Origin of the sequence: Paraburkholderia silviterrae, assembly GCF_004353915.1 — a bacterium.
GTDB lineage: Bacteria > Pseudomonadota > Gammaproteobacteria > Burkholderiales > Burkholderiaceae > Paraburkholderia > Paraburkholderia silviterrae.
In genome coordinates this window covers 33,485-46,530 of record NZ_SMRP01000015.1, presented here as the reverse complement: position 1 = coordinate 46,530, position 13,046 = coordinate 33,485, and the positions used below count along the sequence as shown (strand labels likewise).

Below are 13,046 nucleotides of genomic sequence, written 5' to 3'. Positions count from 1 at the left end.
AGCGCTGCCCCCGGCCGCGAGGCGGAGGCAGCGTCCCACAGCCCGTCAGAACCGGTGCAGCAGGCCCAGCGCAACGAGGCGCTGCGACGATTCGGGTTCCGTCACCGTCACGGCCGGCCAGCTCATCATCGAGGTGCCGTGGTTCTTGATGTAGCCCGCGCGTGCGTAAATCTGGGTGCGCTTGGAGAGGTTGTGATCGATGCCGAGCTCGACACCCCAGGCGTTGTCGTGCACGCCGCGCGCGTCGCGCTCGATGCCTGCAATTTCGATGGTATCCGCCGACGTCGCCTGAATGCTCGCGCCCACCTCCGCAAAACTGTAGGAGTGCGCGGCATTCAACCGGGCGGCCATCGAACCGGCAGGCGCATCGTTCGAGCGGTTGTACGTGTAGTTGGCCTGCAGGTTCACGATGCCGATGCGGTACGCGAGCGCGGCCGTGTAGCGTTCGGTGCCGAGCAGGTTCAGCGCGGCGGGCAGTCCCGGCAGACTCTCCGATCCCGCGTGCTGGTTCTGATAAGCCAGCCCCGCATACAGCCCATAACCGCTCCACGAAACGGCGACATCGAACAGATTGCCGATAGTCTGGGGAACCGGCTGCGTCACGCTCGAAGAAAACGCGTACATCGTATAGAGCTTGAACCCACCCACGACCGGCGACTGATATTCGATCGAATTGCTCGTGCGCCCGGAGGTCGCTTGCGTGGCAAGCGTATTGCGATCGACGGCAACCGCGGCGGCCCCCACCGGCGAAAGGACTTCGTCGCCACGGAACGGGTCCGTGAAGTAGATGGCCCAGAACGTCGGTTGATACTGCCGCCCGAACGTTAGTGATCCATAGTTTTCGTGCGACAGCCCCACCCACGCCTGACGATAGAACAGCGTCGAACTGTCGACGAAGAATGCGCCGTTATTCGTGTTGTAACCGCTCTCCAGCACAAACTTTGCCTTGAGGCCGCCGCCGAGATCTTCCGTGCCTCTGATGCCGAGGCTCGACCCGCTGTCGCCACCGCTACGCTCGGAAAACGAGTGCGTCGACCCGTTGCCCAGGTATTGCACGAAGCTGTCGACCGTGCCGTAAAGCGTTACCGACGATTGCGCCCATGCGCCCTGCACGGCCAGCATCATCACTGCCGCGCCAAGGGCCTGCCTGTTGAAACACATGCTAACTCCTCCAGATACGTCTCGTCTTGGCCACGATGTCCCCTGGGTGCACTCGACGGTGCGGCTCCAGTCTCGGGATTCGATGGTCTTGTTCTTGTCGTTTCAACAACGGCGATTCAACGACTGGCCAGCAACTCCGCCCCGCGCGGGCGCGACGGAGCGTACGGCTCCATTCACGGCTCCTGGGCGCCGCCTCGGGCCGACTGCCGCACGATGTCGGGCAGTGTCCACGATTTGTCGAACACCGCCGGTTCCGGGCCATAGAAGCGGAACGCGGCGAACCACGCTTTGCCCGGCTGCGTGTAGATCCAGTTCGCGGCGTTGCCTGCCGGCGGTTGTGGCCCGAAGTCGAGATCGACTGACCCGTCCGCATTGCGCCGAAGCGCGTTGTCGTACGAATCTGCGCCCACGCGCGGCGCCCTGCGTATGAAGCCGCAGGTCTCGCTGTCGTAGACATCGACGGCCCAGAATTCGCGCGCGGGCACATTCGGCGGCACATGCAAACGGTAGTGGCGCGATCCGTCGAATATCCGGCCGTGCTCGTCACGCCAGCTCGTCAGGTAGAAACTCGCCTTGCCCAGTTTGAGCGGCGGCGCATACGCAAGGAAATAGACCGCTGCGCGCATGTCGGTGTCGAGGTGCTGCCCTTCGCCGAAGGTGAAGTGGGTCTTCACGCCCATCCTGACCGACGCGCTGGTGCCCCACTGCGAATCCGGCCACCATCTCTGCTGCCCGGCAAGCAGCGTTTGGCGAAAGCTTGCGTGTGCCGCCTGCGCAGCGTTGCGCAGCAGTGTGCGCGTGGAAAGGTCCGGAGCGAAGGGCTTGCCCGGCTCGATACCGAGCGCGCGCAAACTCGCGTAGGCATCCGCGTCACCCGGCAAAGGCGGCTCCTCGCTCACCATGCGCGACAGACGGGCGAAATAGGTGTCATCGAAGCGGACGATGCCGTCGAATAGCTTGCCGTCCATGTTGACGAAGCGCTGCGGCGCGCCGTCGGACGCGCTGTGCAGCGGCGTCACGCGAAGCGTGCGGATCCATGCGTTTGCCTTGTCGAGATCGTGCCGCGACTGTGTCCGCGGCGTTACGCGGATGAGCGAGTACCCGTTGTTGGTCCTCGACTGCACGGGTATGAAGCCTGCCGGTGTTTGCCCCTTGAACCCGGGTGGCAGCAAGAGGTATCGCCCGCCCTTGCCCTCGTCCGAACCCTCGTGTCCCACATCCGCGAGCGGCACCTGCCATGCGTCCAGCAAGCTGCCAAACACAGCGACATCGTTTTCTGCGGGAACATCCACGACCACCGGACCGTCCTTCAGGTTGTAGTTGAAGTAGACGTAAAGCACCGAGGAGTTGGGCGTGGTGGTCTGGTTCTTCCAGTCCGCGGGACGGCTCCAATAGACGACATCGTCATAGCGTGCGCCTGCATCGCGAAAGAAAGCCTCGCGCATGGCGTCGACGCTGACTATCGGCATGCCCCAGACCGCAGCTTCGTACGCAGTGCCTGGCAACGCGTGCGTCGATGCCGGAGCGGCAGCCACGGTGGATCCCGGTGCTGCCGCCTCCTGGGCGACGACGGTCTGAAAACACAAGGCGGCAGCCACGCCGAGCAGACTGGAAAGCCGCGAACTTCTGGTTCCAGGCAGGGAATACATGAAGTCTCCGATATTAGATCGAACCAACGTCAAAATGCGGTAACCGCGTCGGGCACCGGTTCAACGGGCCGCCTCGCTCACTGCATGAGCCTCGGGAAAGGTCCAGCGGCCGTCGAGTACTTCAGCATGCGGACGGTACAGGCGAACCATGTAGTTCCAGTTGGGCGTAATCGGCAGGCAGTTCGGAACCGAGCCATCGCAGCCGCCGAACTGGACGGATACCGCGCCATCGGCATCTTTTCTCGCGACGATATTGTTGAGGGTGTACGCCCCGAGCGGGTTGGGCTCGAAATAGCCCTGTTCGTTGTAGACGCTGATCGACCAGAACCCGTCCGCCGGCACGCTCGCCACCCTCAGGCGATACACCGTGCGACCGTCGTTGTGGCGCGGAGTGACGTTCAGGTAGATCGCATCCTTTTGCGGATTGCCCCCCATCGCGATGGCCGCGCCGATCAGGTGGCGTATGGGCGACACCGTGTCCGGCATGCCGAACGCGCCGTTCAGGTCGGGAAGTGTCTTGCCCAGTTCGATCAGCGCATCGCGCACGTGCTTTTGGCTGACCTTGTCCCAGTCCGGAAGCTCGAAGCGTCCGGGCGAGGCCTGCTGCCATTTCATGCCGTCCTGCAGGATGTGCGCCGCTTGCATGTCGCCCGGGTCTTTCACATTGGCCAGCGTGCGCACGCCGATCATCACGTAACGCGTGCCGATCTGTTCGCGCGTGAATGTGTAGGGGCCGTCGCCATAGGCAACAAACGGCACATATTCGTCCTCGCTGATGGCGGTAATCGAGCGGAAGCGTCCCCCCGCATTCGGCAGCGTGACGTTCACCGGGCCAGCGTCGAGATCGAAGACTCCCACCGAATACAAAGTATCGCGGTTGGCACGCACAACAGCCTGCTTGTCGATCGGCATGAGCTCGCGGTAGTGGACGAACTTTCCGAATCCCCCCTGGCCCGCGACCGCAGAGAAGTACATATCGGATTCCGCTCGCACAAAATTGTCGACCGTGACGGGAATGGCGCGGTGCATGAGTGGCGGCGTCTGCGCAGCGCACGGATGCGACGCGTCAGTCACGGCAGTCACGGCCGCCGTGAGCGCCACGCTCACAATGAACGGCCGGCGAAAATTCGGCTTCACATTTGCTCCCGGGATTTCCCTGATCTGGCTGCCCATACAGGGCGATTCGCTGGAGAGTCTAGCCGCCGCGCGGGTGTCCTTCCCCCTCCCTTTTGGACGAATCTGGACGAATCCGGCCGCATCGGCCGCCCTACGCTTGTTCGCCAGAGAGCCTCGCGCGCCCGGACCCGGCCCGCGCACTGCCGCGCAAGCGCTCGAGCGTGCGCGCCGGGTTGACGAAGATGGCGCCCACGACGCTGCCCGCCACGAGCAGCGCGCCGCACAGGAGGAAACCCTGCTCGTAGCCGCTCGCGCCGTGGCCCACGCCAACGAGCCTGCCGGTGAGAATGGGCGCAACGATGCCCGCGATGGAAGCCACGGAATTGGCGATCGCGAGCATGGCCCCTCGCTGGGCGCCCGGTGTCACCTCATCGAGAATCGCGGGAGACATCGTGTAGCTGAACGCACCGAATGCGATCACGCAGACGATTGCCGCTTCCCGAGCGACGAGCGTGAGCCCCGGTACGACGAGGCACATGAACATGACGCCGCCCACCACCTGGCACGCAGCGGCCGACCAGCCGCGCGCCGCACGCGAGGAGATGCCCCGCGCCATCAGCCGTTGCACGGCAAACGACACGGTGAGCGAGGCGGGAATGCCAATCGCAATGGCGAGTGCGAAGAGCCGTCCGGCAGTAGCCGCGTCATAGCCGAGACCCAGCTGGAAATAAGCCGGCAGCCACGTGAAGATGAGCACGATCGCCCAGTACGAGACGAACAGCATCAGCATGCTCGCGAGCACGGTCGGGTCCGTGAGCAGCACGCGGTATGGCACGCGCTCGCGCACCGCACCGGCGGCCGGCGCGTCGTCGATCGCCCCCTCCTTGCCGAACTTGAGCCAGACAGCAGCCCAGACGAGACCCGAGACGAAGAGCAACGAGAAATTGGCGCGCCATCCCCAATGCTGCGAAATGAGCGGCACGCCCACGCCGGCGAGCAGCAGCCCGAACGCCGCGCCGGCGCCGAACAGCGACACGGGCAGGATCCGCTTCGCGGGCGGAAACCACTTGTAGGCCGCATGGATCGCCACGGGATAAGCCGGTCCTTCGGTCAATCCCAGCACCATGCGCGCCGTCACGAACACGGCCACCGATGCCGAGAACGCGAGCGGAATCTGGCAAGCCGCCCAGGCGATCGCCATGGCAAGCAGCACCCAGCGCGCGGCGATCCGGTTCGCGAGAAACCCGCCCGCGATCCCGCCCAGCGAGAACAGCCAGAAGAAGCTGCTGCCGATCACGCCGAACTGGGCCGGCGTAATTTTCAGCTCGTTCATGATGGGCACGGCCAGCATGCCGACAACGATCTTGTCGACAAAGTTGATCATCATGAAAACGAGCAACAGGAGCGCTACGCGCCATGCCGAGCGGGGATCGAATTGCGTGTCCATGTTGTTCCTCGTCGAGCGGTTGGGCTCAGGGCTCCACGACATTGAAGTGACCGGTGAAGGTGTCCATCGTGCCGAGCAGCGCCTTGAACCGCTGCGGTTCGCCTTCGACGCGGATTGCTCCTTGCGCGATGGCATCGGCGAAACCGGTCTCGCCCATCAGAATGCGATTGAGCGTGGCGCGGGTCATGACGACCGTGACATGAGGCGCCTCGCGATGCACGCCAGGCCAGCTCGTGAGCGCGCCGTGCTGCAGGTTCAGCGCATAGCGGCTGCCCGTATCCGCGAACTGCCAGTCGAGCCGCACCTCGAGCGCCTGGGCCTTGAGCCCGTCGACGCGCACCGCGAGGTAGTCGAAGAACATCTGGTCGCTCATTGCGCACACCATGTCGGCGCTGCGCTTGCCGAACGCGTTGCCTTCGCCGATGCCCTCGCGCAGCTCGCGCGCGCCCAGCAGGAATGCGTTGCGCCACGTCGCGGACTCGCTCTGGAACCCCATCTGCTCGAGCGCCGCGGCCCCAAGCTCGCGCGCTTGCCGGTGCGCCGGCTGGGCGAAAACCAGATGATTCATGACCTGCGCGACCCAGCGGTACTCGCCCCGCTCGAAATCCCGCCGTGCGCGCTCGAGCAGCGCCTCGGCGCCGCCCATGTACTCGACGTAACGCCCGCCCGCCTGCTCCGGCGGCAATGCATGCAGATTGCTCGGGTTGCCGTCGTACCAGCTCAGGTAATGCTGATAGATGGCCTTCACGTTGTGCGAAACGGTGCCGTAATAGCCGCGTGCATGCCACTGCGCCGCGAGGCTCTCCGGCAACGTCATGCATTCCGCGATCTCGAGCGCGGTCATGCCGTGATTCATCATGCGCACGGTCTGATCGTGGAGGAACTTGTACAGATCGCGCTGCTGTTCGAGAAAGCCCACGATGCGCTCGCTGCCCCATGTCGGCCAATGATGCTGCGCGAAGACCACGTCGGCATGCGGCGCATAGCGTTCGAGCGAGCGCGAGAGATAGCGCGACCACAACAGGGCATTGCGCACCTGCGCGCCGCGCAGCGGACAGAGATTGTGCAGCGTGCGCGTGCCGTTCTCCGCGAGATTGAGCGCGCGCAGTTGCGGGAAAAAGAAATGCATCTCGGCAGGCGCTTCGCTGTCCGGCGTCAGCTGGAAAACGATCTCGACGCCGTCGATCACATGTGTTTCGCTTTCCTCACAAATCAGCTGGGTGGGTTCGATGAGCGTGAGCGTGCCGCGCGGAATATTCTTGCCGAGCCCGGAGTCGATCTGGCAGCAGGCATTGCGCGCGAGCGTATGGCCGAACTGGAACTGCCCGCGGCGTGCGATCGTGGTGCCGGCGAGCACGTTTTCGGCAACGGCTTCCTCCATGAAGCCGTTGGGCGCGATCACGGCGACCTTGCCTGCACGGACGTCGGCTTCGCTGACGACACCCTTCACGCCGCCGAAGTGATCGAGGTGGCTGTGGCTGTAGATCACGGCCACGACTGGCTTCGCCGGACGGTGCGCGAGGTACAGGTCGAGCGACGCCCGTGCGGTCTCCTGCGTCGAAAGCGGATCGATGATGATGAGGCCTGTGTCGCCCTCGATGATCGTAATGTTCGCGAGGTCGAAGCCGCGTACCTGATAGATGCGCTCGGTCACCTTGAAGAGGCCATGGACCGCGTTCAGCCGGGCCTGACGCCACAGCGCGGGATGCGCGGTCACCGGCGCTTGCGGCGACCCGAGAAAGCCATAGTCGGCAAGGCTCCACACGAGGCGCCCATAGGCATCGCGCACTTCGGCATCGGGAATCGTGCCGATGAAGCCGCGGCGCGCCTCCTCTTCGTCCAGGTGATCCTCGGGCGGCAATTCGCGCAACGCCTTCTCGTGAGCGGCAATGGTCGCGGCGGTGGCGAAACGAGGCTCGCCGTGGGGCGCGGTAACGGGTGATGATTCGACAGGCGACATGGAGTTATCCGGATTGCGTGACGGCGATCGGTCGATTGCGCGGCGCTGCCGGCGTTCGCAATGGCGAGGCCGGGAGCATGATTGGCCTCCTCGGAGGCCGGTTTGGGTGTCCTATTTAATCCCGCCGCAATATATAATTCAATTGCAAGTTTTTTATCCTATCTCTGCATTTCACACATACCTTGAACCTCAAGCGCCTCGAACATCTGCTTGCCGTTGCCGAAGCGGGCTCGCTGGCCGCCGCGGCGCGGCGCGTCCATCTCTCGCAGCCCGCGCTCACGCGCAGCATTCAGGCACTGGAGGAGGAGGCAGGGTTTCCCCTGTGCGAGCGCGGCGCGCGCGGCGTGACGCTCAATGCGGCAGGGCAATTGGTGGCGGAACGCGCGCGGCGCATTCTGTTCGAAACGCACCGGCTTTCGCGCGATCTCGTGCTCATGCAGCAGCATGAAATGGGGAGCGTGCAGTTCGGGCTGGGCTCGCTGCCGGCCGCCTGCATGCTGGCCGAGGTGCTCTGCTCATTGAACCGCGACTGGCCTCATCTGCGCGTCGAAGCGGAGGTCAACGATGGACGGTTTCTGCTCGATAAATTGCGCGCCGAGCAGCTCGATTTCGTCGTGGTCGAGCAACGCTATGTCCCGCTTATGGCGGAATTGAAGGTCCAGCGTCTGCCTGTGGCGCCGGCCGGCTGGTTCGTACGCCCGGGACATCCTCTCCTCGCCGAGCCGATTACGGTGGAACGTCTGCGCCAGGCAGCGCTCGCATCGGTTTCCGCCCCGGAGATTGCGCGCGCGCGAATACGGGAAGCACTGGGCTGCCTGCCCGGCGAGACGCCGAACTTCCAGACGGTCAGCAATGACTTCCATGCGCTCGCACGCCTGACCGCCAGCTCCGACCTGGTGCTTCTCGCGCCCGTGCAGGCGCTCGCCGCCGCGATTGAATCGGGTGGCCTCGTTCAGCTGGAGGTGCCGGAGCTATTCAAGCTTTCCACGCAGTTCGCCATCGTCAATCTTACGCAGCACACGCCCTCGCCTTCAGCACTGCGCGCGATGGCGGCCGTCGAAGCAGCGAACGCGTAAGGTCAGGGAGCGGCTTGGCGCCGAAAGCTTAGACCAAAAGGCATGTAACACGCGCTACAACCGCCGTTGGGCGAAACGCGGCATCCAGCCCTCATCTCTGCATCTTTCGCCATTGGGTGGCAACGCTACCGGCGCGTGCGGTAGGCACTCGGGGTCACCCCGACTTCACGCCTGAAGGTACGGACGAAGTTGGAGCTGCATGAGAAATTGAGCGCCAACGCGATGTCTTCAATGGTCGAGGAAGTCTGCTGCAGAAGTTCTTTGGCGCGTGCGATGCGAACAGCCGTGACATAGGCCAGCGGGGTGAGTCCGGTGGACTGTCGGAATGCGCGCGCGAAGTGGAAGCGACTCAGACACGCTTCCTGAGCCATCGCGTCGAGCGAGATATTCGCACCGACATGAGCGTGCACGAACTCGATGACCCGCGTCAGCCGTCGGCTGTCCAGACCTCCACGGACCTGATGAAAAGATTTCGCCAAGGCACTACGCGCCTGCCCCTGCTGCGCGTAGCGTTCGACAAGGTGCGCCGTGAGCGCCACACCCAGCGATTCAACCAGGAGGTTGCTCGCTCGCGTCAACGTCCCGGAGGTCAGCTCCTGTCCAATCGTCCGGCCGATCTGGGTAATCAGCGGATCCCGAACCCCTGCCAGGTAATTCAAGCCGACATCCTGGACGCTGTCGTCTTCGATCTCGAGCAGACCGAACAGGTTCGTGGGCAGATAGAGGTGGAGCGTGTCGACCGAGCCGCTCGCTACGTGAAGGTAGCGAACGTCCACGCCGCGCGGACACAGGCAGGCAATTCCCGAACTCGATGAGAATGTCTGCTCCGGGCCCGACGCTCGCCGGTGCACGAGCGCGGAGCCGCGAATCGCAATGGCGACTTCGTTGACCGGCTGAAAAAACGGCGGGCAATCCAGTTCCTCGTCGTGATGGCATAGCTCGGCAGTGAAGCCTGGCCCCCAACCAAGACTGCTGGACGACGCCAACAGGTGGCTACCGGACAGCTCGTATTTGGAGCCGAATCGCAATGATTCGGTTTGTCGAAGTTGGGTCAGATCGTGGTCTTGCATATCGGTTGACCTTTTCGGTTCAACGAACGCTGAGCCTGGCTCGCTCAGACTGGGTCTACCAGCAGCGCTAAGCTTACGGATAAAACAGGCGATGGAGATGTCTCACACAGGACGACGACGCATGTCCTGCGCGGAGGTTCGGGAGGCTTCATTCGCACAATGATCGCCGTACTGGCGTGGCACCCATGCTTCAACATAACTAACCGCATCAATCAATTTGATTCGAGCTTCGCTCGCGAAAAGCGGCCCATGGCGCGGTCTTTTCCGGGTCAATCGTTCGCATGCGGACATCGACCATATGATCAGTATGCTGAATGATGACTTATGGCGGAGCCAGGCATCGGTGATTGGCGGATTTTGTAATTGGTTGAGTAATTGTTATATGTAGCACTACATCATAATCTTCTTTTGGGAATTGCCATGAATTCGTGCATTTTCGTCTGGCGGTCATCGGTTGCGCTGAGTGCACTCTCGCTGCCAGGAGCCACGGCTTGCAACGCTCAGGAGACCATCGTGAAAGTTGACGTTGTAGCGCCAATGGCAGGAGGTAACCTCGCTGGACGCGGATTATCCCGCGCCTCCAACATTGAATACCGATACCGCACTCTCCAACTTTGTCGCCTGACTCTCAAGCGACTGAGCCGCAGCAGCGGCCTGCTCCACCAGGGCGGCGTTCTGCTGCGTCACTTTATCCATCTGGTTGACGGCCTGATTGACTTGTTCAATACCCCGGCTTTGCTCCACGGACGCCGCGGCGATTTCGGCCACAATATCCGAAACCTGTTTGATCGCTTGCTTGACCTGTTCCATCGTGGCTCCGACTTCCACGGCTTGCTTCGAGCCCTCCTGAATCATCGCCACGGACGAACCAATCAGGCCATTGATTTCCTTTGCGGCGGCGGCGGAGCGTTGAGCCAGACTGCGAACCTCACTGGCAACGACGGCGAAGCCGCGCCCTTGTCCGCCTGCACGCGCAGCTTCCACCGCGGCATTGAGCGCAAGAATATTGGTCTGAAACGCAATACCTTCTATCAGGCTGGTAATTTCGGAAATCCTCATCGAGCTGTGACTGATGTTGTCGATCGTCGCTACCATCATTTGAACCGCATCGTTGCCGGTGTCGGCCATGGTGGTGGCGATCGTGGCCAGCTCATTTGCCTGATACGCGTTGTCCGCGTTCTGCTTCACGGTCTGGGTCAGCTGCGTCATACTAGCCGCGGTTTCTTCGAGAGACGCGGCTTGCTGCTCAGTACGAGCCGACAAATCAATGTTGCCCATCGCAAGCTCGGCCGAACTCAAATTGATGGCACGAACACCTGAAACGACCGAACTGACAATGCTCACGAGCGATGCCTGCATCGTCTCGAGCGAACGCAGCAACGCGCCAGTCTCGTCGCTGTACGAGTGCTTGATCACGCGGTTAAGCTTGCCTTGCGCAATTGCCTCCGCGGCGCCGACGGCCTCCGCCAGCGGGACACGAATTGATCTGGTCAGCCAACGCCCCAGCAAGCCTGCCACGGTGATCGCAAGCAATGTTGCGATCACCAGGCTCCCGCTGATGACGTTCTGCAACACCTCCTCCTCTTTCACTTGCTCGGCCACCAGCTTCTTCTCCGTGGCGTCGAGCTTATCCATTGCGACAACCAGGTTATCCGTACCAAGATAATCGCCGAGATCTTCCTGCATCTTCTGCAATTCAGCGAGTGACACGTTACGCGAAGTAACTTTCGAACGTAGTGCGAACATCGGCTCCACTACATTTTTCACCCACATGGAATATTGCCGCAACGCATCGCCAACCTCCTTTTTCTCGGTTTCCGCAATCACATTCGAAAGCTCCACCTTCGCGAGACTCCTCTTGAAGTCATCGATATGGTCGTTCTTCCATTCGAGATGCCCAGGCTCCCCGTTGAGGTTATAAGCCAACATCGCCCAAATGATATTCAGGTAGTCGGTGTTAGCGTCGCGCAAGGCCAGGAGATTGCTTTCCGAGCGTCTCGTCTCCTGAGTTTTGCTCGCAATGGCATGCAAAGCATAGAAACAGACGATCGAGTCCAATAAAAAAACCACGATCACGCAGCAAAATGCGAACGTGAGCTTTTTCCCAATAGACGAATTTTTAATCTGCATTGAGTTTTCTCGAAAAACCAGACATCGCCTGCGCCAATATCCATGACCCGCTTGTATCCCTGATACGTTTCTAATCGCTGCAGATGGCCGCCACTCTCGCGCCCAGTCGCGGGAACGGTGACAGGTCTCAATGCCAATCAGACCGGGTCCGAGAGCAGCGAAGGCGCAGAATCTCCGCACGGCGGCGGAGCTTTCTGCGCACAACTATGACGCCTCGCCGATCGACGCCGTGAACCGGGCAATCGCCTACGATTTCAGAACTTTTGCGACATCGCGACGCGAGCCACAAACTGGTTCCCCGACGAAGAGATGCCACTCGAACCGATGATCTGTGCGCCATCGAGGTCGGTTCCCGTCTTCGCGTTCGTGTGCTGCCATGCGCCCTGAAGATAGACGGACGTACGTTTGCTGATACTGTAGTTCAGCATGAGCGCAACCTGATGCCAGTTCGGGCTATCGCTTCCGGCCTCGGATTCGAGTCGGCCGTGCGTGAACGTATACGCTCCGGTAAGGGACAGCGCTGGTGTGAGGTAGTACTGCCCATTAATTTCGATATTATCGAACTTCCACGACGCCCATGCTTGAGTACCGATATTCGGAGCGTAACCATTCGCCGTCGGCGAACTGACGTCAACGTGTGAATATGCCAGCGCAACATTCGCGTTCTCCGAGAAAGTCCATTTCACGCCGGCATCGATGTTTTGCTGCTTCGGCGACTCGAAAACAGAGTCGGAGGTCACCGCACCGGCTGTTGTGGTACCGCTTCCGTTCAGGCGCATATATGCGGCAGCAAGCGCCAGGGGACCTGCGCTGTAAGTCAGCCCTGCACTGTATGCGCGATTCTCCGAAAAATTCGTCGTGTTGCTGAAGCCGTACACCCCTTCGACTTGAAATCCATAGAACGTTGGTGAGGCGTACTTGATCGCGTTGCCAAGCCTGAAATCGTAATCCGCGTTGTCGTTATCGAACGGATGGGCCGCCAGATCACCGATCGAATTTCCCGCGGCCGTGAACGGACTCCACGTGTCGATCGTTGCATCGTACTGTCGGCCTAGCGTCAGCGTACCCGCTGTCGCCGACGACAATCCAACAAAGGCCTGCCGGCCGAACAACCGCCCACCTTCGTTGAGTTGTCCACTGTTCTGATTAACGCCACTTTCGAGGGTGAAAATCGCGCTCAGTCCACCGCCCAAATCTTCAGCGCCTTTCAGGCCGAAGCTGGTTTCCGCCGTGTCGCCGCTTACCATCGCATAACCTCGATGCCCCCCGGCGTTACTTGTAAAATTCAAGCCGTCATCGAGCACGCCATAGAGCATGACAGAGCTTTGGGCATGCGCATTGCTGCCGAGGCAAACCGCCGAAAATATAGCAGTACGAATAAACGTGTTCAATCCACATCTCCTCTTGATTTATATTTTTCAAAAATCATGCTGCGAC

General features: G+C 61.5%; 9 protein-coding genes. 1 reads left to right on the top strand and 8 read right to left on the bottom strand.

The features are described 5' to 3' along the window. Positions 1 to 45: 45 nt before the first annotated feature. From EYW47_RS25440 to EYW47_RS25420, 5 genes are all read right to left on the bottom strand, one after another. The gene (locus tag EYW47_RS25440) at positions 46 to 1,161 is read right to left on the bottom strand and encodes a porin (RefSeq protein ID WP_133197604.1); all 1,116 of its coding nucleotides are present in this window, start codon (positions 1,159 to 1,161) and stop codon (positions 46 to 48) included. Positions 1,162 to 1,334: 173 nt separating this feature from the next. Continuing rightward, on the bottom strand, positions 1,335 to 2,810 hold the full coding sequence (locus tag EYW47_RS25435) for a DUF1254 domain-containing protein (RefSeq protein ID WP_133197603.1): 1,476 nt from the start codon (positions 2,808 to 2,810) through the stop codon (positions 1,335 to 1,337). 60 nt (positions 2,811 to 2,870) lie between these two features. Then, positions 2,871 to 3,839: a DUF1254 domain-containing protein gene (locus EYW47_RS25430; protein WP_133197602.1), complete on the bottom strand. Its 969-nt coding sequence runs from the start codon at positions 3,837 to 3,839 to the stop codon at positions 2,871 to 2,873. A gap of 238 nt (positions 3,840 to 4,077) precedes the next feature. After that, on the bottom strand, positions 4,078 to 5,373 hold the full coding sequence (locus EYW47_RS25425) for an MFS transporter (protein ID WP_133197601.1): 1,296 nt from the start codon (positions 5,371 to 5,373) through the stop codon (positions 4,078 to 4,080). A 25-nt stretch (positions 5,374 to 5,398) separates the two neighbouring features. Next, the gene (locus EYW47_RS25420; RefSeq protein WP_133197600.1) at positions 5,399 to 7,333 is read right to left on the bottom strand and encodes an alkyl/aryl-sulfatase; all 1,935 of its coding nucleotides are present in this window, start codon (positions 7,331 to 7,333) and stop codon (positions 5,399 to 5,401) included. A 182-nt stretch (positions 7,334 to 7,515) separates the two neighbouring features. Between EYW47_RS25420 and EYW47_RS25415 the strand changes: the two genes are divergently transcribed. Further along, on the top strand, positions 7,516 to 8,409 hold the full coding sequence (locus EYW47_RS25415; RefSeq protein WP_133197599.1) for a LysR family transcriptional regulator: 894 nt from the start codon (positions 7,516 to 7,518) through the stop codon (positions 8,407 to 8,409). 125 nt (positions 8,410 to 8,534) lie between these two features. Here EYW47_RS25415 and EYW47_RS25410 read toward each other — a convergent pair whose 3' ends face one another. The 3 genes from EYW47_RS25410 to EYW47_RS25400 all read right to left on the bottom strand — a co-directional run bounded on the left by EYW47_RS25410 (position 8,535) and on the right by EYW47_RS25400 (position 13,000). Beyond that, positions 8,535 to 9,479 (bottom strand): helix-turn-helix domain-containing protein, encoded by a 945-nt coding sequence (locus EYW47_RS25410; protein WP_133197598.1) that lies wholly within the window; start codon positions 9,477 to 9,479, stop codon positions 8,535 to 8,537. Positions 9,480 to 10,046: 567 nt separating this feature from the next. Next, positions 10,047 to 11,609, bottom strand: coding sequence for a methyl-accepting chemotaxis protein (locus EYW47_RS25405; protein ID WP_165976673.1), 1,563 nt, complete (start codon positions 11,607 to 11,609; stop codon positions 10,047 to 10,049). A gap of 254 nt (positions 11,610 to 11,863) precedes the next feature. Then, complete coding sequence (locus EYW47_RS25400; RefSeq protein WP_133197597.1) at positions 11,864 to 13,000, bottom strand: porin; 1,137 nt, start codon at positions 12,998 to 13,000, stop codon at positions 11,864 to 11,866. Positions 13,001 to 13,046 lie beyond the last annotated feature (46 nt).